Consider the following 20,590-nt stretch of genomic DNA (forward strand, 5'->3'; position numbering starts at 1 on the left):
CCTTCGTGGACAGGAAGCCCCCTGGGAGGAACGCAATGCAGAACACCCTGTTCGACTACAGCCCGATCGTCGACCGCGAACCGATCCGCTGGCCGGGCGGTGCCCGCGTCGCCTTCTACGTGGGCCTGAACGTCGAGCACTTCGTGATCGACCGCCCCTCCACCAGCATCAACGAGGCGACCGCGACTCTCGTACCGGATCCGCTCAACTACGGCTGGCGCGACTACGGACCGCGGGTGGCGATCTGGCGCGTCATGGAGGTACTCGACCGGCACGGCATCCGAGCGAGCGTGCTGCTCAACGCCGACGTGTGCGAGCGGTACCCCCAGATCGTCGAGGCGGGCAACGCCCGCGGCTGGGCGTGGCTCGCCCACGGCAAGAACAACTCCACCCTCCAGGCCGACGTCGACGACGAGCGCGCCTACCTGACCGAGGTCGTCGACACCATCGAGAAGGCCACGGGGCGGCGGCCGCGCGGCTGGCTGGGTCCCGCGCTCACCGAGACGTTCCAGACGCCGTCCCTGCTCGCCGAACTCGGCCTGAGCTACGTGCTGGACTGGACCAACGACGACCAGCCGTACCGGCTGAACGTCCCGGGAATGCTGAGCGTGCCGTACTCACTCGAACTCAACGACCTGGGCATCTTCACCATGCACGGCAGGAGCGGCGGCGACTTCGTGCAGATGGTCAAGGACCAGGTCGACCAGCTCTGTGCCGAATCCGCGGAGAGCGGGCGCGTCATGGCGCTGGCGCTGCACCCGTTCGTCATCGGCCAGGCGTTCCGGGCGAAGTACCTCGACCAGGCGCTCGAGTACGTCGCCAGCCGCCCCGACGTATGGCTGACGACCAGCGACGAGATCGCCGAGCACTACACCGGGTTCCCAGGACGCTGAGTCCGAGGTTGAGAGGGAGCGGGGGGTCAGCGGAAGTCGGTGGTCACCTTGGCGGGATCCGGCGCCTTGACCGACACCTTCGCACCCCATCCGCTGTAGCGGCTGTCCACGGCGATCATGGCCTGTCGCCCGGTCTCCGTAGCCGTGAACTTGCTCTGCACCCTGCTCACCAGACCCCCCGAGGTGAGCGTGAGGGTGTAGTCGACCTTCGTGCTGTCGAACGAGTTGTCCGCCTTCGCGCCCGCCCACCAGGCCGAGACCTGCTTGAGGTCCTTGAAGGTGATCGTGCCGGTGATGGAGTTCTTCGTCGACTTGCCGTGCTTGATCAGCGCGGCCAAGGTCTTGGGCTCGGCCGGGTTGACAATCTGGCCGTAGGAGTCGGGCACGCCGTATCTCTTGACCTTGTACCAGGTCTTGCCCTCCGGGAGCACCATGGGCATGACACCGCCGGTGTGGTACGTGATATTGCCGATGCCGACGGCCCTTTGCCGTCCGTAGGTGTCGTCGTCCCAGTGGATGTTGATGTCGAACGCGGCGACGCCCTTCTTGTCGAACTGGAAGACGCCCTTGCGGTCCTGGACCTCGCTCTCCTCTGTGCCGTTCGACCAGGCGACGGTTTCGGTGAAGCGCACGCCGTGCCCGGGTACGAGCTGGGCCTTCAGCGCGCTGACGGGGTCCTTGGTCGCCGCCTGAGCGGGGATGGCAACCGCCGATAAGGCGGCTGATAGGGCGGCGCCGGCCGCCAATGCAGTGATCATCTTCTTCATGGTCAGCGATGATGCCGGAGGCGGATCACAAACGGGGCACGGTCGGCGCAGCGGGAAACGAACCGTCTCCGAACAGAACGCGCGCCGCCAAAGCCCGACCGGCGCGACCACGCAGCAACGTCACCACCGCCTCTGCCGCGGCCGGAGATCGGATACCGGCGAACACACGGCGCAGCAACAGGCGACCTCGGAACCGGGCCCGCAACACGCCCCCGTCGTACTGGCTCAAGACGCTTTGATCGCCGGTACGCAGGTACCCGGCGGCGACCGCCGCGGCCCATTCGGACATGCGTAAACAGGGGTCCAACCCGCCGGCCGTCAGCGGCGACACCGCGCCCGCCGCGTCGCCGACGAGCAGCCCGGCGGGGCACGCCAGCCGTCGCAGCACACCACCGACCGGGATCGGACCGCCTCGACGCTCGACCGGACCGGTCGGCGCCGCACGGCCGGGCGCGTTCGCGGCGAAAGCGTCCAGCAGGTGGCGGATGCCGGTGCGCATCGCGGCCGGATATCCCGCGACGCCGACATGCGCGTGCCGGCCATCGTCGATGACCCATCCCAGGTACCCCGGGGCGACCCGGGGGTCCAGCACGCAGTGGAACGCCGGGGTGGCCGTGCCGGGCGCGATCGGGTGCACGATCTCGGCACCGAGCAGGGAGCTCCGGTTGACATCGAGGCCGAGGTCACGGGCCACCCGGGAGCGGGCGCCGTCCGCGCCGACGATGAACCGGGCCGTCACCGGGTCCGCATCTGCGAACCGCACCAAACCCCTCGCTGCGCCGACATACCGTACGCCCAGCAGCACCCGCGCTCCCGCCGACTCAGCGGCGCGCCGCGCGTGCTCGTAGACGGCCGCCATGTCGGCCACGCGGTACTCGTCGCGGTCACTGGTGAGCCGGATCGGTGCCCGCCGCGAGGGCGGATACAGCAGCACATCCCGGATACCGGGCCCGAGCAGATGGTCCGGCAGGTCGAAGTCGTCGAGGGTGCGCCGTACGAAGATCCCCGTCGTACGGATGCCCGCTGACAGCGACCTGCGGCGGTCGACCACCAGCACCTTCAGTTCCCGTCGCGCGAGCGAGCGGGCTGTGCGCAGCCCGGCCAGACCCGCACCCACGACCAGTACATCGACGGCCTGCATACCTGCGACGGTAGGCGCGGCACCTCACCCATACACCCGTTTGCACGCTACCTGCCCCGTATCTCCACGCGGCCGCCACACTCAGCGGGTTTTGGCGTATAGGGATACCGCCATGAGGAGAGCGGCCAGCCCGCCGCAGATCATCACGGTGGAGACCGAGAAGGCGTCGACGACGCGCCCGCCGACGAACGCGCCGAGGGCGAACGTCGCCTGGAAAGAGGAGGTGAAGACGACCGTGGCGGCTTCGGGCGTGTGCGGGGCGGCGGTGATGAACGAGGCCTGCGAGCAGACGGGCACGCCTCCGTAGGCCAGGCCCCAGACCACGAGCAGCACCACGGCGCCGACGGTCGTGCCGCCGACCGAGGGCAGTAGCAGGGTGGTGGCCGCGATCAGGCAGCCGCAGGTCACGAAGGCGGCTCGCAGATGTGTGGCGGTGGCCTTGCCGGCCAGGAAATTACCGGCGATTCCGGCGATGCCGTACGCCAGCAGGACGGCGCTGACCGCCACGGGAGACAGGCCGGTGACGTTCTGGAGGAACGGCGTGACGTAGGTGTAGGTGCCGAAGTGGGCCAAGACGATAAGGAAGGTGGCCAGCAGGGCGATGCCGGCGCCCCGGGCGCGTAGCAGGTCGAGCAGGACGCGCGGGCTGGTGACCTGGTGGGCGGGCAGCGGCGGCAGCAGCATCACCAGGGCGGCGAGGACCACGATGGCCAGCGCGGCCAGGACCAGGAACGCGGTTCGCCAGCCGGCGAGGCCGCCGATGAAGGTTCCCGCCGGTACGCCGAGCACGGAGCCCAGCGGCACGGCGGAGAAGATCACCGCGGTGGCGGTGCCGACGGCGTGCGGCGGCACCAGACGGCCGGCCAGCCCCGCCCCGATCGACCAGAAGCCGCCGATGGTGAGGCCGACGAGCACTCTGGAGATCAGCATCACCCAGTAGGAGGTCGCCACGGCGGCCAGCACGTCGGCCACGGCGAGCACCGCCATGAGGACGCCCAGCATCACCCGGCGGTCCAGGCGCGCGGTGGTCAGCGTGACGGCGGGTGCGGCGACCGCGGCGACGATGCCGGGCAGGGCCATGGTCAGCCCCGTGGTGCCGTCGGAGATGCCGAAGTCGGCGCCGATGGCGGTCAGCAGGCCGATGGGCAGGATTTCGCTGGTGACGATGGCGAAGATGCCCAGCATGAGTGAGGTGACCGCGAGCCAGCTGATGAGGGGTGGGCGGGGCGGGGCGAGGGTGGTGGTTGACATGGTTCCCGTTCAGGCAGGTGCATGTGGACTGGGACACCCACCCAAGCAGTCATGAAGCCTCTGACACTGGCACGTTTCAGACTCAACCATCACCTTTGCGGCTTCGGCCTCAGGCGTGCGCGCTGTTCATCTCCCATGGCGCCTGCGGGAGGACCTCGCCGGTCTCCAGCAGCGACTTGAGGTTCGCCAGCACGGCCGGCCACCCGTCCGAGATGCCGGTGAGCATCTCCTGGTTGGGGAGGTTCTCGTGGGTCACGGTGAGGCGGACGATGTCCTGGTGGGGTTCGACGAGAAAGGTGACGACCGACGGCTCTCTCGGCGCTTCGGTGTCGGGGGCGTCGTCGAAGGTGATGACCAGGCGCGTCGGGGGTTCGGCCTTGATCACTCGGCCGACGACGTCGATGACGCCTGATCCGTCGGCGCGCCGGTGCTCCCAGGTCGAGCCCGGCTGCCAGTCCGAAACGTTGGCGTGTCCCCAGTACCGCGCCGTCAGGTCCGCGTCGGTCAGGGCTTGCCACACCTGCTCGGCGTTCGCGCGGATGTAGGTGACATAGACGTAGGTGGGTACTTCGGTCATGGCGTACTCCTCTGCCTGGTTCTTGATGGCACTGATCGCTTGCAGGCGGGGCTTGTCGAAGCCCGAGATCCAGCGCTCCTCGATCTCATGGATCGGCGTCGGGTTGAGGTAGTGCAGCCGCTCCCGTCCGCGTCGTACGACGGTGACGAGGTTGGCCCGCTCAAGGATGTCGAGATGCTGGGTCGCCGACTGGCGCGCCATGTTCAGGCGGTCGCACAGCTCGCTCAGTGTCTGACCGTTGTGCTCGCGCAGACGGTCGAGCAGGAGTCGTCGGGTGGGGTCGGCCAGCGCTTTGAAGACCGAATCCATCGCTCTCGCTTCGAGGCTCACGCTCCATTATGCAGGTATTTGCCTGCATAATGTCAATGGCGGCTCTCACCTCACCGCCGGAGCCCGCCCACGCGCGTCCGTTCGGCCGTACCACCAGGTGAGGCCGGCCGCGGCCACGACGAACACGGCCCCCAGGGGCGGGAGAAGCGCGGCTCCGGCGGCGTCGAGCGCGATCCCGCCGGCCGCGCCGGACAACGAGACCGCCAGATACAGCGCGGACTGATTCAGCGAGGCGACCATCGGCTGCGTGCCCGCCGGGGCGTACCCCATGATCAGGTGCTGCTGCGGCGTCGTGACGGTGAAGGAGAACACGCCGCAGGCCGCGACCGCCGGCAGCGCCATCGCGTACGAGAAGCGCAGCGCGGGCACCAAGAGGAAGACGGCGGCGAGGAGCAGCGTGCCGGCGATCACGACGCGGCGGGGCCCGCGACGGTCGGTGAAGTGCCCGGCCACCAGGTTCCCCACCGTGCCGCCCACCCCGAACACCAGCAGCAACACGGCCAATCGGCCACCCTGACCACCGGTGGCCGGCTCGTACACGGCGCTGAGGTACGTGTAGGGGACATAGATCCCGGTGAAAGCCACGACCGTGGTGACGAGCACGCCGAGCACCCGCCGGTCGGCGAGCGGGGCGAGCCGCTGCCGCAGCCCGCCGGCCGGGCCATGGCCGACGTCGGGCAGGCGGCCGGCGATGACCAGGACCACGACCGCGGCCAACGCCGTGACCAGCCACATCGTGGCCCGCCAGCCGAGCGCCGCGCCCACCGCGGTGCCCAGCGGAGCGCCGAGTGCCAGGGACGACGTGAGTCCGAGCATGACGATCGCGATGGCCCGGCCGCGGCGCTCCTCCCCGGCGAGCGCCGCCGCGGTCGCGCTGGCGGTCGCCGCGTAGAGCGACGCGCCGCCCGCGGCGACCACCCGCGCCACCAGCACCAGGCCGTACGAAGGCGCCAGCGCGGTGATCACGTTGCCCACGGCGAACAGCACCAGCCCGGCGGGCAGCACCACGCGCCGCGACCAGCCCGCGGTCAGCGTGGCCAGCACCGGGGCCAGCGCGGCGTAGGCGATGGAGAAGACCGTGACGAGCTGGCCGGCCGCGGCCACGCCGACGTCCAGCGACCGGGCGATCCCGGGGAGGATGCCGGCGATGACGAAGGCGTCCGTGCCCACGGCGAAGGTCCCGAACGCCAGGATCGCCGCGTACCCTTGCCATCCCCCGGTGAGCCTTCTCATGCTTCCCCAGCCGGCTCGGCGCGCGCGGCGTTCCGGACCGGTGCCGGGTCGTCAAGGACGTAGTCGAGGATCCGCCGGCCTAGCGGGCAGGCGGAAGCCGTAATGACGATCATGAATCTCCATGACAGATTGCTTCGGGGCAGGAAATGTGCCGATGCGACGAGAGCGGTGCGTGCTGGCCTGGCCGGTCGACCGGGCGGCACAGCCCGTCGGCGGGCGACGCATTCCGTCGGCGGGCGACACAGCCCGTCGGCCGGACCGCACGGCTCAGTCAACCGGGCCCGGCGGCGTACCTGAAGGACCGATTGGATCACCATTGATACCCTGCGGATATGAATGATCTGGAGGTACGGCAGCTCCGGTACTTCGTGGCGGTCGCGGAGGAGTTGCACTTCGGGCGGGCGGCCGAGCGGTTGGGCATGGCGCAGCCGCCGCTGTCCCGCGCGATCCAGACACTGGAGCGCCAACTGGGCGTGCGGCTGCTTGAGCGGACCACCCGCCACGTCGCACTCACCACGGCGGGAGAGGTCTTCTTGCGGGACGCGCGGACCGCCCTCGACGCGATCACCGCGGCCGCTCAGCGCGCCCGGCAAGCGGGCCGCTCCGAGCCGCGGCTGCGACTCGCGCTCAAGGCCGACCATGACGCCGGGCTGCTGCCCCGTATCCTCTCCGCCTACCAGGGCGAGGAGGCGGCACTCGCGGTGGAGCTGGTGCTCGGTGGACGGGGAGAACAGGCCCCGGCACTGCGCGACGGCCGGGCCGACGTCGCGCTGGTGACCGGCACCTTCGACGACCGCGGCCTGGACCACCAGCCGCTGCTGACCGAGCCCCGCCTGGCCGCCCTGGCGGCGGCCGACCCGCTGGCCGCCCGGTCACACCTGCGGCTGGCCGACTTCGCCGGCCGCAGACTCCCCGGCGGAGGCCGCGCCGACCAGGGCGAGTTCCCGCCTCCGTACGCGACTACCGCCCGGCGCGACGGTGAGCTCCCGCACCACGGGCTCGTGACCGCGTCCCAGCACAGCGCCATGGACATGACGCAGATCTTCAAGCTGGTCGAGCTGGGGAGCATCGTCTGGTTCCTCCCGGCCTCGATCGCACGACGCTACCCGCGGCCCGAGATCGCCTACCGCGCCGTCGCCGACCTTGAGCCGGTCACGCTGTCCGTCGCCTGGCCACAGGAGACACGCTCGGCGGCCGTCGCCGCCTTCGTCCGTACGGCCACGGCGGTCGCGGAAACCGCTCGCGCGGAGACGGAGGTGCCGCAGCGGGTGGCCACCTGATCACAGGAGCTGTCCGGCACGAGCTGGTCGGCAACTCCTGATCTACGCGGGAAGCCACGACGGCCACCACGGCAGCACGCAGTCACCTTGCGTACCCTCGGTGGCCACGTCGTACAGAACCATCGCTACCGGCCCAGCGGCCGAGACGGCGACGGTAAGAGCCAGCAGGATGAGTTCCAGCCAGATGCGACCGGCCAGCCAGGGAAGCCGGGCCAGCAGCTGGAATGGCAGCGCGACAAGTGCCGACATCGCGGAAATGACCGGGAAGAGGATAGTCCGGCTCAAGTCCCAGAAGAGTCCGGCAAACTTTTCCCCCGAACTCAGGTCGCCAAGACAGTAGAGCGTCGACCCGGCCACCAAGCGAATATCGAAGAGGGTGCCAAATGTCGCGCATGCTACGGCGATGATCAGCGGGAACGCGCACCCCGTCATCCAGCGCAGGTCACCGGCAGGCGGCGTTCTTCGATCGATCACGTCGCAATACAAGCAGCCATCTATGCGCACAATGCGCAGCAAATGTAAGGATCCGGTGCAGCAGGTTTCACCGATGGTTCCCGGGCCGTGCCGCTGTCGAGACGCCTCAGCGCATGCGGGTGGACTGTTCGAAGCCACTCAGTATCGCGGTGAGCCCCGGCTCGAAGTGGTCGTCGAGGGTGGTGGCGTCGGCGGCTTCGGCGAGCAGGTTGTAGTCGGGGCTGCCGGGCTGGGGTTTGCGGCTGCGCTGGTCGGCGCCGAGCTTGGTCATGGCGATGGCGAGGGTGTGGCCGATGGTGAACTCTCGCAGGCAGCGGATGATGCGCAAACCCTGCGCCGGGGGGATGCCGGCGTCGCTGAGCTTGGTGAGCATCTTCACGCCGGTGTCGATGGAGGCTGGTGAGCGTACCGGGCGGGTGGCGAACAGCGGCACGGCGTGGGGGTGGCGCAGGAGTGTGTCGCGCAGCCGCAGGCAGTAGTTCTGGGCTAGTTCGCGCCAGGGGCCGTCCCAGGGCAGAGTGTTGACATTGACCTCGGTGAACAGCGTCTCGGCGACGCCGTCGAAGAGGTCCTCCTGGTCGTCGTAGTGACGGTAGACGGCCATCGGGTCGAAGCCGACGGCGGTGCCGAGTTTGCGCATGGAGAATTTGCGCAGGCCATGGGCGTCGATGAGGGCGAGCGCGGCGGCGGCGAGGTATTCGCGGGTGAGCGTGGGCCGGGTGGGCGGCTCTGGCAACCTGACCGGTGGGCTGGGGTCGGCCGTCATGGCTGGAAGCCCTCCAAGATCTTCGTGAGCGTCGTGGTGAATTCGTGCGGGTGCTGCATGAATGGGACATGGCCGCCGGGGAACTCCTGGCAGGGTATGCCAAGGCGCTCAGACAACAGGTGTGCGGGCGCGTGGTACGGCTTGCCGACACTGTCGCGGCCGGTGGCCAGGCACCAGGGCGCCGTGGTGGCGGCCGGCGCGGTCAGGTCTGGCTGGTAGTCGAAGCAGAACGCGGGCAGTTCGCGGCGCAGGGTCAGCTCGGCGTTGCGGAGCTGGCGGGTCATCACGTCCGGCGTACGTCGGGTGATCTTTCGTGCCAGGCCGTCGGCGGCGAGCATGAGGTGAGTGGCGGCGGCGATCGTGGCTTGGCCTGATGGCGACAGGAACACGCGCGGCGGGTCCGGTAGCGTCATCGCGCCGAAAGCGGCGTAGGCGCGCATCAGGTGACCGTCTCGGGCGAGGCGGCCGATGTGTTCGATCTCGCGCCGTTCGGGGCTGTCGGGAGCGAGGAGTTGTACCAGCGGCGGCTCGTGCACCACCGCGCCCAGGAGGCGGTCCGGGTGCCCGATCACCATCTCCAGGGCGATGATCGCGCCCCCGCTGTTGCCGAAGACATAGGCGCGTTCCATGCCGTAGTGATCGAGGACGGCGACCGCGTCGTCAGCCTGCCGGGCAACCGTGATCGAGGCGCCGGGATCGGTGAACGGGCTGCGCGAGTTGCCGCGCCGGTCGTAGGCGATCACGGTGAAGCTCCGGGCCAGGAGCGGGATCACGTCCGCGTACATGCCGGCGTCGCCGCCGCCTCCGGAGATCAGTAGGAGCGGGGGTCCGTCGCCGGTCCGCTCGACATGCAACCGCGCTCCGGGCGCCTCCACCTCATCTACACTGTAGTTCATGTCTACAGTGTAGATGGAGTCCAGCCGTCTCAAGAACGGCCCTGAGTGGGGTGTTCAGGAGAGGGGATGACCTGGCGAAATAGGCGAACCCAAAGAGCGCTGTGACGGGTTTGGTGTTCGATGATCCCGGAAATGAAAGCCGTGCTTTCCCGAGCCGTCAGCATGCTCAGCCTCAAGAACGAGCGACTTCGCGCGCCAACTCCGACGTCGGGAAGCTCCAAGCCCTCCCACTCGCCCCAGGAGGAATGCCACGATGACGCACTGGTTCCGCAGCCACTGGGCCGACGAGGACACCTGGTTCTACATCGAGGCCGACGACGACGGCTGGGTGACCCGGCAGATCGAATTCCGCGGCCCCGACGAGCAGCCTTTCGCCGCCGCCTCCCTGGCTGAATGGCAGACGGCTTTCGAGAGCGGAGAAGTGGCACGATACGGAGCTTTCTACGACCGCATAGCCGAGCAACCCGTCCATGAATGGGAAGGCCACAACCCCGAGCCGCTGACTCTCGATGCTTTCGACCAAGCGTGGGCAAGGGCCCACGACAGCCTCAGCGGTCCGGATTACGGAACCAGCCCGCTTCGGGTTCGTGATTTCGGGACCTGAGAAGAACCTCGCCCGGCCGCGATGTGCGGGTGTTGTGGAGATTCCGGGCAATTGCGGTTACGGCACCGTCGGCGCTGTCATGATCTCGGTGGCCCCCACCGACGGGATTTACGATGTCTCGCTCACTCGCGCTGCTGGCCGCCTCGCTCTGCGTGGGCGGTCTCGCGGCTCTGGTGTACTTCCACGACTCTGACCTCGTGCTTTTAAGGGAACATCTGCACCATCCGTTCGCGCTCGGCGTGCTGGCCTGCCTCCTGATGGCGTTGGCCGCCGTCGGGCTGCGGTGGAGGTGGTTACGCGTCGTGATCGTCCTCCTTGCCGGGCTGGGCGCGAGTGTCGCGCTGTTCGGGGGGTTGCTCGCCATTGGGTTCTCCTCTGCCGAGGAGGTCGGCTTCGTCGACGGACCGCCCCCGTACAGGATCCGGCTCCAGCGGTCGATGGCGGGTCTCGGGCCGGACATGGTGATGTCGCTCAGCGTCCGCAATGACGGCGGGTTGCTCAGCAGGGAGTGGCATCTCGGCTGCTTCAACGACGACGTCCCCGACGACACCTTCGACTCGGTCAAATGGACGGGGCCGAGTTCGGTTGAGATACGGGTGGCCGACGGGCGGACGTTCCCTGTGGCCTTGGATCCCGACTCGGGCCGGCCCCAGACCACCGCCACTCTCAATTGTTAGTGGCGGCTTCACAAGCCGCAGGCAGCACAGCTCTCCGATTCAGGGCATGCCCATCGAGGCCGATGGGTTTGACAGTTGATCTCGTATGCACGAGATTGTTCGTCCCTCCGACTAATTTCCAGGGGATCGTAATGAAGCGGACCGTCGTGGGTGCAATCCTGATCGCGGGACTGGCACAGCTCGTCGCCACCCCCGCGCAGGCAGCGCCAAAGATCGACCCGGTAAAAGCGCTCCAAGCCGCATTGACCCGCGGTAAGGGCGTCAACATCGTGTCCACCGCAAAGGTTGACCACGGTCGCGGCTTCTACTACACCGTGGACGTGGACGGCACGGTCGGGTTCGGACCGCAAGGCGAGACCGCCGCTGATACGTCCCAGCACCTGCGGTTCAGCAAGACGATGATGAGCGGCCTGAAGAAACTCGGCATGGCGGACGACGCCGCCCTGGAAGAGATGCCCCTGAGGGTGATCTCGTCAGGCTACGACGACTACGTCTCAGGCCCCCAGTTCGCCGACGCGCTGCCACAGGGCACGAACTGGGTGCGCTACTCCGCCACCGATCAGCCTGTCAGCAACCCGCCGCTGGAGGTCTTGGAGCCCGCCACGCTCAAGGCGCTGCTGGCCCACCGCACGTCCTGGCGGGACGGGTTGGTGAAGGGCACGATCAAGGCCGACAAGCTGGTTAAGGTATCCAGTTCCTTCGCCTCTCGCTTCCGTGGCTACTCCATCAGCAAGCCCGTCAGCACCATCTCCTACACCCTCCGGCTGAGTGCGGCCGGACTGGTGGAGCGGGTTACGGCCAGGGGCATCCTGCACCACTGGAAGGGTTCCCTGCTCCGCATCGAGTCGGACACCCGCTACTCCGGCTGGGGACGGGAGGTCACCGTTCTGCTGCCGCTGAGAGGCGAGGTGCTCGACCAGGAGCAACTCGAGGACAAGGTGCCCTACCAGGTGCCTGGCGCCTGGAATTAGCCCCGCGTCCTGCCGCCGGTGCTCAGGTGCCGGGGTGGGCGGTGGTCCAGCCGTGTTCGATCAGGTTGAAGATTGCGTTGGCGGCCTGTTCGGGGGCCGGGTGCCGTCAGGGGCGTAGCCGGTGGAACAGCTCTACCCGGGCGCGGTGGTATTCGATGTCCGCCTCGTCATGCGTCACCCCCTTGTGGAAGTAGGCGTACTCCCTGCGGAGCTTGTGCCTGACGAGCTGAGCGAGCGACTCCTCGTCCAGGCGGGCTGCCGTGCCGCCCGCCTCGTGGTACGCGGCCACGAACTCCTCACTCGGCCCGACCAGGTCGTCGCCCCATTCCAGGGCGGCGGCGGCCAGCTCCAGCTCAGGGGCGCCGACGAAGGTCTCGTCCCAATCGAGAACCGCCACTATCCGGCCGCCCCTGGCCAGGGTGTTGCCGGTGTAGTAGTCGCCGTGCAGGGGGTGGCGCACGGGGTGCTCGGCGTGGAAGGCGGCCAGCCAGCGGTCCAGATCGGGGTCGTCCAGTTCGGCGGCGTCTTGAGGCGGATCGCCGTACAGGCCGGACTCCTGGAAGGCGGGCACCGGGCGCGGACCGGGGCGGAAGCCGGCCAGGGAGCTGTGCAGCCTGGCCAGCAGACGGGCACCGGCCGCGCGTTGGGCCGGGATGTCGGAGTCCGGCCAGGCGCCCTCGACGTACGGCCAGCAGGAGATCGGGCGGCCATCCACGACGATGACCGTCGCCCCGTCGGCGGTCGGCAGCGGGGCGACCGCCTCGGGGAGGCCGGCGGCGGCGTGCCGGGCGATCGCGTGGCACCACTCCGACTCGGCGGCGCCGCGCCACACCGGGCCGACGCGGATGACGTGCCCGTCGAGGCGGTAGGCGGCGGATTCCTCTCCGCCGTGCAACCGCTCGCCCTCCCCTGTGACGCCCCAGGTCAGGGCCGCGGCTTTGCGGATCTCACGGGTAAGGGGCGTCTTGACGTAGATCATCCGTACTTCCGTTCGGCTTGCGGGCAGGGGCGTGGCGTGACATCACCGGTGCAGCAGAGTCATGCCAAGGGCGACCTGGGCCGGTTCCAGCGCGGTCTTGCCGTCCTCGATGTCCCACAAGGCGTTCTGCAGGATGCGGCCAAGTGTCCACCCGGTCGCCCGGTGCCGGTCCAGGCCGAGCACCTCGGTAAGGAGGTCGAACCGGCGCAGGACCATACGGGTCACGTCGCCGGTCGCCACCACCGCCTCCTCCCATCGGCTGTCCAGCGCCGGCCACAAGTCGAACCCGGGGTCGCCGGCCAGCGGTTCGGGGTCGATGGCCAGCCATGGTTCCCGCTGCCCGGCGAGGACGTTGTCGTAGTGCAGGTCCCAGTGCAGCAGGCGGTCGCCGGATTCGCCGACCAATTCGGCCACGGCGGACGCGCAGGCGCGTACCAGCTGCTGCTCGACCGGGTCGCGCAACGCCGGTACAGCCCGTGGAGCCTGGTCCAGCATGGCGGCGGCGATGTCGGACAGATGCCGCAGACCGGGCGGGGCGGGCACCGCGACCAGGCGCGCCATCAGTTCGGCGAGGATCCGCATGGCGGCATCGTCATCAACCACCGATGACAGCGGCCGGGCCGCGTCCAGCCGCTCCAGCAACATGGTGCCGGTGTCGGGGTCGTGGTCGAGCAGGTGCACGATGCCGTTGCCGTTCCATACCCGCAGACCGAGCGTGGCGCCGGCGTTGTCTTCGCTGGCTTGCTGGAATTTCAGCACCGCGGGAGCGCCATCCGCGCGGATCACCGGCAGCACAAGCGAGGCCATGCCGTGTGCCGCGGGGCCGTCCGGCCGCAGTGTCCAGCGGTCGAGGAAGTCCGCCACCAGCCGGGGCAATTCGGCGATCCAGGCACGGGCGGTCGGGCTGTTGTTGCCGTACGACGCGGCGAACGCGTCAGGGATGGACATGCTCATGTGTCTCCTTCGTAGGTTGTTCGGGATACGAAGGAGGCCATGGGGGTGCCCGACTTCCGGGCAAGCGTCAAAACATGCGTCCACCCTAGCCAAGCACGATCATGTTCGGCCCTGGAGCGTGGCTTGGAGTCGGTGGATCTCGGCGGCGGTGCTGCGCTCGGCCGTTTTCATGAAGCGGACGATGGTGCCGAGCTCCGCGTCGTCGAAGTCGCCGAGGTCGTCTCGCGTACGGGCGATCAGTCCTGCGTAGGCGGCGCTGACCCGGTCGAGGCCTTCCTGGGTGGGTTCGATGAGCACCCGCCTGCGGTCGTGGGGGTCGGCCACCCGTCGGACGCAGCCTGCGGCGACGAGTCGGTCGATCATGCGCGAGGCCGATCCGGTGGTGAGGTTCACGTGTTTGGCCAGGACGCCGGGTGCTGTCGGACCGTGACGGCCCAGCACGAACAGGCATTGCACGTCGGTGTCGGTGACGCCCAGCCGCCCGGCGACAAGGCTGTTGAGCTGAACGACCAAGATCGCCCAGCTGGGCACCACGTCCGTGGTGACCTCGGCAAGTAGCGCCTCCCTGCCCGCCGCCGGCTCCGCCATCGCGACACCCATCCCTTCCATTTCACTGCGTCGTGCAGCGAAGTTTGTGGTAGATTCACTGCGTGGCGCAGTTACTGTGCTACGCAGTCATTCTATCTCATCGCCTCATAGATCGACTCCGTTCAGGCGTACGGCCGCCGTCGTTCTGACCGCGACCGTCAGCATGACGACCCCGGCGATCGGCCAGGACGCCTGCCTCACCATCCGATTCGGACCACCCCATGGAGACTCGATGACCGACGCGCCCCGTGCCACCGTCGACCCGTTCGCCGTCACCGTCCGCGGGATCGGCGAACCCCATCCCGTCCGCGCCGCCCTGCGCGCCACCGGTCCCATCGTCCAGGCCGACGCCCCAGCCGGCGGCCCGGTATGGATCATCACCGACGACGCCCTCGCCCGCGAAGCCCTCGTACACCCCCACATCGTGAAAGACCCCGCCTACGCACCGGCGCACTGGGACCCGCGTACCGCAGGTCTGGAACCGACTGCCGCCGCGCAGCCGTCGCTGACCACCTTCGACGGCCCGGCGCACACGCGGCTGCGCCGAGCGCACGCCCCGCTCTTCACCGCCCGGCGGATGCAGGACTATGCCGAACGGATCACCCGGTTCGCCCGCGATCAGCTCACCGAGCTCGCCGCGACCGGTGAAACGGTCGACCTGATGGCCGACTTCACCACTCGGTTCCCCCTCACCGTGGTCTGCGATGTGCTCGGCGTACCACTCGACCGGATCGACCAGGCCATCACGGCCTGCCGGGGCATGCACAGCGCCGATCCCCAGGAGGTGGAGGCGGCGATGGCCGGCTTCGGACAGCTGGCCGCCGCCGCGCTCAGCGAGGGCCGACCCGGCCTCGCCACCGAGCTACGCGAACGGGTCCCCGACGAACTCACCGAGGAACAACTGCACTACCTGATCTTCACACTGATCTACGCCGGGCAGCTGACCACCGACCCATCGCTGGGGTTCCTGCTCGCCCACGTCTTCGACTCCGACGGCTCTTCAGCGCGGGAGATCACGGTCGAGGAGTTCGTCAAGGAGACGCTGCGCCTGCACGCGCCCGCACCCTTCAGCCTCTGGCGGTTCACCTCCGCCGACATCGATCTCGCCGGAGTACGGCTCCCCGCCCACTCCCCCGTGCTCATCGACATCCAGGGCATCAACACCCATCCCGGCCGATCGATCGGGCCTGACCTCACCTTCGGCGCCGGTCCCCACTACTGCACCGGCGCGCAACTGGCCCAACTCGAACTGAGCGCGGTCGTATCGGTCGTACGGGCCGACTTCCCCGACGCACACCTCGCGGTGCCGATCTCCGAGTTGCAGCAGGTCGACTTCGGCGGCATACAGGGGAGCCGACTGACCGCTCTCCCGGTGAACCTGCGGTGAAATAGACAGCCGTATTTTTGTGCCGGTGTCCCGCGGGGCATCGTCAGCGGACTGTCGCTGTACTGTCAGCGCTCCCGCCGAGGCTTACCCCCGTCAACAACACGCACTCATGCGACGGGACACCATATGCACACCAAGACCTGGGGCGGCGCACTCGTTCTCGGCCTCGCGCTCACCACCGCCATCGGCCCCGCCGCGACCGCCGACGCCGACAGCCCGGCCGCTGTCGTAGCGGCGCTCAACGCCGTGGCCAAGCCCCTCGCCTCCACCTCGCCCCAGGGTGGCCTGCGCGACCTGGACGCGTTCGGCGCGATGGTGGCGGGCGCGAAGGTGGTCGGTGTCGGAGAGGCCACGCACAGCACCGCCGAGTTCTACACGCTCAACCACCGGCTGTTCCGCTACCTGGTGACGGAGAAGGGGTTCACCACCTTCGCCCGGGAGCTGAGCTGGAGCACCGGTGTACGGCTGAACGACTACGTCCTGCACGCCAAGGGCGACCCACGGCAGATCCTGCACGACGAGGTCACCGGCCCTTACGCCCTGTTCAACAACCGCGAGTTCCTCGGCCTGATCACCTGGATGCGCTCCTACAACACCACCCACCAGGCGAAGGTCCAGTTCATGGGCGCCGACCTGCTCTACCCCGGCGACGTCCTGTTCGACAAGGTCCTCGGTTACGTCGCCGAGCACCACCCCGACCTGACACCCGAGTTCACCAAGCTGTACGAGGGGCTACGGCCCACCACCCCGAACGCCGGCCAGTACATGGGCATCGCCCTGTCCCAGCCACTGGAGACCCGCAAGGACAACGCCCGCCGCGCCACCGAGGCCCTCAAACTCCTCCAGCAGCAGAAGCCCGGCGGCGACGACTACCAGTGGGCGGTACAGCACGCCCGCGCCTTGTCGCAGACCTTCACCGACTTCGCCTTCGACCAGGCCACCGCCGAGGGACGCCGGCAGGCGCAGGAATACCGGGACACCACGCTGGCCGACAACGTCGTCTGGTGGAACAAGACGACCGGCCACAAGATCCAGATGTCCGGCCTGAACGCGCACATCAGCTACACCCCGATCGACACCATGTTCGTCCCCGCCCCGATGGGCGGCGTCCTGCGCGAACGCCTCGGCAACCGCTTCGTCACCGTCGGCACCAGCTTCGACCAGGGCGGCTACAACTTCACCCTCGACAAGGGTGAGTGCCCGGCCGGCTCCACCCCAGCCGAGCGCCCCCTGACCTGCAAGGGCTCGGTCACAGCGGCCGACAGCGACTACAACGAGTACGTCCTGGACCAGGTCCGCTACCGCGACTTCATCCTCGACACCCGCGCCGCACCACAGGCGGCCAGAACCTGGCTCGCCGAGCCCCGCCCCACCCGCCTGATCGGCGGCGGCTTCTGGTCACCCGACCAGGCCACCAAGGCCGCCCTCGGCCAGTCCTTCGACATCTTGATCCACCTGCACAAGGTCAAGGCCGCCGCACTGCTGCCGTGACGCCTCCGGGGAGACAGGCGAGACACACCCGCTCGTCTCCCCAGCCCGGCATTGGCGTCGCCGTAGGGTGGCCGCGGACTTCGATGGCTATCTGGGGTTGCCAAGCGTGCTGGTGGACCGGGAGTCGTTCGCGCTCGCCGATCTACGCAACGAGCTCACACGCTGACGTCGCACAACTTCGCGGGTCACGGGTGGCGGATGCGGTAGCGCAGGTGCATGACGTGCTGTGTGACTTCCTCGACCTGCGGCGTGGTCAACCGGCGGACCGGGTCGAGTTCGATGTGCTCGGCCGGCAGGTCGTCGAACAGCCGGCGTCCCTGCCCGAGCAGGACCGGTACGACGTGTAGTTCCAGCTCGTCCAGCTGCCCTGCCCGCAGCAGCGCCTGCGCCGCCCCGGCACCGTGCACCATCACGTCGCCGTCACCGGCTGCCGCGCGGGCCTGTGCGGCGCACTCGTTTACGTCGGTGACGTAGCGGACGCTGCCCGGCGGCGGGTCGTCCGGGACGTCGTGGGTCAGGACGAAGATCGGGACGCCGTCGTGATGGTCGCCCTGCCAGCGGTCGGCGTGTTCGTAGGTGCGGCGGCCGGCGATGACGGCGCGGGTGGCCAGCGCCTCGGCGTACACCTGCCGGCTGGGTCCCGGGTCGTTGCGCCGGTCGAGCCAGTTGAAAAGCCGGAACCCGCCGATTCCCATCGGGGTGTCCAGGCTGTCCTGCGGCCCGGTGACGTAACCATCCAGGGACATGGTCATGTACAGCCGGATGAGCGCCATCGCCTCAGCCCTCCGTCCGCACGCGGTAGCGCAGGTGCGCCACACCCGGCCCGTCCACGGCACGGAGCAGTTCGAGCTCGATGTGGTCGGGCGGCATGTCCTCGAAGAGCGGTTCACCCTGTCCGATCAGGACCGGGATCAGGTGAATCTGCAGCTCGTCGAGGACGCCGGCGGCAAGTGCCAGCCGAGCGGTGCGGGCTCCATGGACCAGTACGTCCTTGTCACCGGCCGCCTCCTTGGCCATGTTCATCGCGGCCGTGACGTCGCTCACATAGGTGACTCCGGGCCATTGCAGTTCGGGATCGGGCTGACGGCGGCTCAGGACGAAGATCGGCACGCCATCGTGGTGGTCGCCGCCCCAGCCGTCGGCGAGCTCGAACGTCCGCCGACCGACGACGACCGCCCCGGTGGCCATGGCCTCGTCCGTGACCTCACGATTCGCGCCCGCCAGGTGGTCGAGGTCTGTCCTGTGATCGGCGTCGGCATCCGGCAGAAACCACTCATGCAGCCGATGCCCTTTGTCACCGAGCCCGTTGCCCGGCGCCATGTTCGGCCCGGCGATGAACCCGTCCACCGACATCGACATGTACAGCACAGTCTTGCTCACGTTTCCGTCCTAATCAGTGTTGGCGAGTTGCCTTGCGGCAGACTCGGTGGCCGTGAACTCGATCTCGATGGCGATCTCGATGGTGTCGGCGACCACGACGTTGCCGGCGCCGAAGCCGAGCTGGATGTCGACGCCGAACGCGGCGCGGCTGATGGTGGTGCTCGCCGAGAACCCGGTCCGCTCCGCGCCGGACGGGTCGTCGACGACGCCGAGGAACTCGGCCTCCATCTCGACGATCCTGGTGACACCGTGCAGGGTCAACTCGCCCACCAGGATGAAGGTCTCGCCGTCGAAGCCGCGGACCTCGGTCGAGGTGAACTCGATCTGCGGGTACTTCTCCACGTCCAGGAAATCGGCCGACCGGATGTGCTGGTCGCGCTGTTCGTTGCCGGTGCGCACCGAGGCGGGGTCGATGAGGGCGGTCACCCGGCCGCCGCCCTCGCCGACGCTCAGCGCCGCCGAGGCGAGCGCGAATCGCCCTCTGACCTTGCCGACGCCCATGTGGCGGACCTTGAACGAGATGTCGGAATGAACGGGATCGCCGACCCAAGTACCGGCGGCGAGGGTGGTATCGACGGTGATCATGGCGTACGGGACCCCCTGTGCTGCCCGGCCTGCCCGGGCGGATACTGATCTGTGCGACCAGCATGCGAGATCGTGGAGCCGGGTTGTATCCCAGATTTCTGGGATGATGCCGTCGATCGCCATAAGCTCCCGATCGTGGTCAACGCATCTGCGGCGCATGCGCGCGTCCGCGACGAAATCGTCAGGCTGGTTCACCGAGGGTTACCCGTGCCGGACTTCGCGCGGGCCGTCGGCGACGCCTTGGGCCGGGCCGTGCCCGCCGAAGGCACCTGCCTGATGACGACCGACCCGGCGACCATGCTCCCGACCGCCGAGTTCGTGGAGAACGGCCTGCCCGCGGCAGAGCTGCTCCGGCTCGTGGAGATCGAGGTGCGTGAGCCGGACTTCAACAAGTGGTCACAGCTCGCCCACGCCGGCCGCCCGGCCGGCAGTCTGAGCGAAGCCACCGCCGGTGACCTCGACCGTAGCCTGCGCCAGCGGGAGATCCGCCGCCCCGGGGGATTCTCCGATGAGTTGCGGGTGGTGCTCGCCGGCGGCACGGGGGCATGGGGGCAGCTGACCGTGTTCCGGGAGGCGAAGCGCCCGTACTTCTCCTTGGCCGAGGTGGAGTTCGTATCGTCGATCGCCCCTCTGATCACTGATGGACTACGGCGAGGCCTGTTGCTCGGTGACGCGCAGGCCGGTGACGACGACGTCGGTCTGCTGATCCTCGACGCCGATGACGGCGTACGCATGTCCAACAAGTCAGCGGATCGTTGGCTGGACGAGCTGGGCACTGGTGACAGAGCGGGCGCTCGGCTGCCGCTGGTGATCTCCGCGGTCGCTCGCCAGACCCGTTCCCTCTGCGGCCCGGCGACGAGTGCGGCACCTGCGCCGACCGATCTCCGGCCGGCTAGGGCCCGAGCGCGCACCCGGGCCGGTCAGTGGCTGATCGTCCGCGGCTCGCTGCTGAATGACGGTCCGGAACCGCAGGTCGCGGTGATGCTGGAAGTCGCTCGCCCCGCCGAGATGGCGCCCCTGATGGTCGATGCGTACGGCTTTACCGACAGCGAGCGCCGGGTCACCGAGCTGGTGGCCATGGGCTTGTCCACCAAGCAGATCGCCGGCCGGCTGCAGGTGTCGTCATACACCGTGCAGGACCACCTGAAGTCGATCTTCGCCAAGTCGGGCACCGGTTCACGCGGCGACCTGATCGCCCGGCTGTTCCTCGATCACTATGCCGCCTCCTTGACGTCAGGAGTCGCGCCGCCGACCGCATCCGATCGAAGGGCCCAGGCGTAGGTTTGATCGTTCCGCGAACCGCGTGATTTGTGCGGTAGGAAAGCAACGTGACTAACGATCAACGACATAGTCGGCGGCGGGTCCC

Annotated in this window: 22 protein-coding genes; 8 read left to right on the forward strand and 14 right to left on the reverse strand. The window is 68.7% G+C overall.

The genetic code is table 11. The features are described from left to right. The first annotated feature begins 35 nt into the window (after window positions 1-35). Complete coding sequence (locus tag AB0J16_RS21315) at window positions 36-893, forward strand: polysaccharide deacetylase family protein (RefSeq protein ID WP_358541876.1); 858 nt, start codon at window positions 36-38, stop codon at window positions 891-893. A 26-nt stretch (window positions 894-919) separates the two neighbouring features. Here the strand turns inward: AB0J16_RS21315 and AB0J16_RS21320 are convergent, their stop codons facing one another. From AB0J16_RS21320 to AB0J16_RS21340, 5 genes are all read right to left on the reverse strand, one after another. Further along, complete coding sequence (locus AB0J16_RS21320) at window positions 920-1,651, reverse strand: hypothetical protein (protein ID WP_358541878.1); 732 nt, start codon at window positions 1,649-1,651, stop codon at window positions 920-922. Between the two features lie 34 nt (window positions 1,652-1,685). After that, complete coding sequence (locus AB0J16_RS21325) at window positions 1,686-2,801, reverse strand: NAD(P)/FAD-dependent oxidoreductase (RefSeq protein ID WP_358541880.1); 1,116 nt, start codon at window positions 2,799-2,801, stop codon at window positions 1,686-1,688. A gap of 81 nt (window positions 2,802-2,882) precedes the next feature. Then, complete coding sequence (locus tag AB0J16_RS21330; RefSeq protein WP_358541882.1) at window positions 2,883-4,052, reverse strand: MFS transporter; 1,170 nt, start codon at window positions 4,050-4,052, stop codon at window positions 2,883-2,885. 109 nt (window positions 4,053-4,161) lie between these two features. After that, window positions 4,162-4,959, reverse strand: coding sequence for a metalloregulator ArsR/SmtB family transcription factor (locus AB0J16_RS21335; RefSeq protein ID WP_358541885.1), 798 nt, complete (start codon window positions 4,957-4,959; stop codon window positions 4,162-4,164). A gap of 45 nt (window positions 4,960-5,004) precedes the next feature. Continuing rightward, window positions 5,005-6,192, reverse strand: a complete 1,188-nt coding sequence (locus AB0J16_RS21340) for an MFS transporter (RefSeq protein ID WP_358541887.1) — start codon at window positions 6,190-6,192, stop codon at window positions 5,005-5,007. 332 nt (window positions 6,193-6,524) lie between these two features. Between AB0J16_RS21340 and AB0J16_RS21345 the strand changes: the two genes are divergently transcribed. After that, window positions 6,525-7,472, forward strand: a complete 948-nt coding sequence (locus tag AB0J16_RS21345; protein WP_358541889.1) for a LysR family transcriptional regulator — start codon at window positions 6,525-6,527, stop codon at window positions 7,470-7,472. Between the two features lie 42 nt (window positions 7,473-7,514). Here AB0J16_RS21345 and AB0J16_RS21350 read toward each other — a convergent pair whose 3' ends face one another. The 3 genes from AB0J16_RS21350 to AB0J16_RS21360 all read right to left on the reverse strand — a co-directional run bounded on the left by AB0J16_RS21350 (window position 7,515) and on the right by AB0J16_RS21360 (window position 9,608). Then, window positions 7,515-7,988 carry a hypothetical protein gene (locus tag AB0J16_RS21350; RefSeq protein ID WP_358541891.1) on the reverse strand — a complete coding sequence of 158 codons (474 nt, stop codon included), beginning with the start codon at window positions 7,986-7,988 and terminating at the stop codon, window positions 7,515-7,517. 64 nt (window positions 7,989-8,052) lie between these two features. Then, a complete protein-coding gene (locus tag AB0J16_RS21355; protein ID WP_358541893.1) occupies window positions 8,053-8,712 on the reverse strand; it encodes a TetR/AcrR family transcriptional regulator in 660 nt (219 codons plus the stop codon). Continuing rightward, complete coding sequence (locus AB0J16_RS21360) at window positions 8,709-9,608, reverse strand: alpha/beta hydrolase (protein ID WP_358541896.1); 900 nt, start codon at window positions 9,606-9,608, stop codon at window positions 8,709-8,711. Before AB0J16_RS21360 ends, AB0J16_RS21355 begins: the two co-directional genes overlap by 4 nt. Window positions 9,609-9,861: 253 nt before the next feature. Here AB0J16_RS21360 and AB0J16_RS21365 point away from each other — a divergent pair, with 253 nt between their 5' ends. The 3 genes from AB0J16_RS21365 to AB0J16_RS21375 all read left to right on the forward strand — a co-directional run bounded on the left by AB0J16_RS21365 (window position 9,862) and on the right by AB0J16_RS21375 (window position 11,860). Beyond that, entirely contained in the window at window positions 9,862-10,212 is a 351-nt protein-coding gene (locus tag AB0J16_RS21365) for a hypothetical protein (protein ID WP_358541898.1), read from the forward strand. Window positions 10,213-10,325: 113 nt separating this feature from the next. Beyond that, entirely contained in the window at window positions 10,326-10,889 is a 564-nt protein-coding gene (locus AB0J16_RS21370) for a hypothetical protein (protein ID WP_358541900.1), read from the forward strand. Window positions 10,890-11,020: 131 nt separating this feature from the next. Further along, window positions 11,021-11,860 carry a hypothetical protein gene (locus tag AB0J16_RS21375; RefSeq protein ID WP_358541903.1) on the forward strand — a complete coding sequence of 280 codons (840 nt, stop codon included), beginning with the start codon at window positions 11,021-11,023 and terminating at the stop codon, window positions 11,858-11,860. Between the two features lie 106 nt (window positions 11,861-11,966). Here the strand turns inward: AB0J16_RS21375 and AB0J16_RS21380 are convergent, their stop codons facing one another. From AB0J16_RS21380 to AB0J16_RS21390, 3 genes are all read right to left on the reverse strand, one after another. Continuing rightward, window positions 11,967-12,839, reverse strand: coding sequence for a phosphotransferase (locus tag AB0J16_RS21380; RefSeq protein ID WP_358541905.1), 873 nt, complete (start codon window positions 12,837-12,839; stop codon window positions 11,967-11,969). 42 nt (window positions 12,840-12,881) lie between these two features. Next, the gene (locus AB0J16_RS21385; protein WP_358541908.1) at window positions 12,882-13,793 is read right to left on the reverse strand and encodes an aminoglycoside phosphotransferase family protein; all 912 of its coding nucleotides are present in this window, start codon (window positions 13,791-13,793) and stop codon (window positions 12,882-12,884) included. A gap of 99 nt (window positions 13,794-13,892) precedes the next feature. Next, on the reverse strand, window positions 13,893-14,393 hold the full coding sequence (locus AB0J16_RS21390) for a MarR family transcriptional regulator (RefSeq protein ID WP_358541911.1): 501 nt from the start codon (window positions 14,391-14,393) through the stop codon (window positions 13,893-13,895). 220 nt (window positions 14,394-14,613) lie between these two features. Between AB0J16_RS21390 and AB0J16_RS21395 the strand changes: the two genes are divergently transcribed. Both AB0J16_RS21395 and AB0J16_RS21400 read left to right on the forward strand, forming a co-directional pair. Further along, window positions 14,614-15,768 (forward strand): cytochrome P450, encoded by a 1,155-nt coding sequence (locus AB0J16_RS21395; RefSeq protein WP_358541914.1) that lies wholly within the window; start codon window positions 14,614-14,616, stop codon window positions 15,766-15,768. Window positions 15,769-15,894: 126 nt separating this feature from the next. Beyond that, the gene (locus tag AB0J16_RS21400) at window positions 15,895-17,259 is read left to right on the forward strand and encodes an erythromycin esterase family protein (RefSeq protein ID WP_358541917.1); all 1,365 of its coding nucleotides are present in this window, start codon (window positions 15,895-15,897) and stop codon (window positions 17,257-17,259) included. 185 nt (window positions 17,260-17,444) lie between these two features. Here AB0J16_RS21400 and AB0J16_RS21405 read toward each other — a convergent pair whose 3' ends face one another. From AB0J16_RS21405 to AB0J16_RS21415, 3 genes are read right to left on the reverse strand one after another with little or no spacing between them, the layout of a single operon-like run. Continuing rightward, window positions 17,445-18,032, reverse strand: coding sequence for a dihydrofolate reductase family protein (locus AB0J16_RS21405; RefSeq protein WP_358541920.1), 588 nt, complete (start codon window positions 18,030-18,032; stop codon window positions 17,445-17,447). 4 nt (window positions 18,033-18,036) lie between these two features. Beyond that, the gene (locus AB0J16_RS21410) at window positions 18,037-18,639 is read right to left on the reverse strand and encodes a dihydrofolate reductase family protein (RefSeq protein WP_358541923.1); all 603 of its coding nucleotides are present in this window, start codon (window positions 18,637-18,639) and stop codon (window positions 18,037-18,039) included. Window positions 18,640-18,648: 9 nt separating this feature from the next. Beyond that, window positions 18,649-19,224, reverse strand: a complete 576-nt coding sequence (locus AB0J16_RS21415; protein ID WP_358541927.1) for a YceI family protein — start codon at window positions 19,222-19,224, stop codon at window positions 18,649-18,651. 135 nt (window positions 19,225-19,359) lie between these two features. Between AB0J16_RS21415 and AB0J16_RS21420 the strand changes: the two genes are divergently transcribed. Next, window positions 19,360-20,505 carry a helix-turn-helix transcriptional regulator gene (locus tag AB0J16_RS21420; protein ID WP_358541930.1) on the forward strand — a complete coding sequence of 382 codons (1,146 nt, stop codon included), beginning with the start codon at window positions 19,360-19,362 and terminating at the stop codon, window positions 20,503-20,505. Window positions 20,506-20,590 lie beyond the last annotated feature (85 nt).

Origin of the sequence: Nonomuraea sp. NPDC049750, from assembly GCF_040659625.1 — a bacterium.
Taxonomy (GTDB): Bacteria; Actinomycetota; Actinomycetes; order Streptosporangiales; family Streptosporangiaceae; genus Nonomuraea.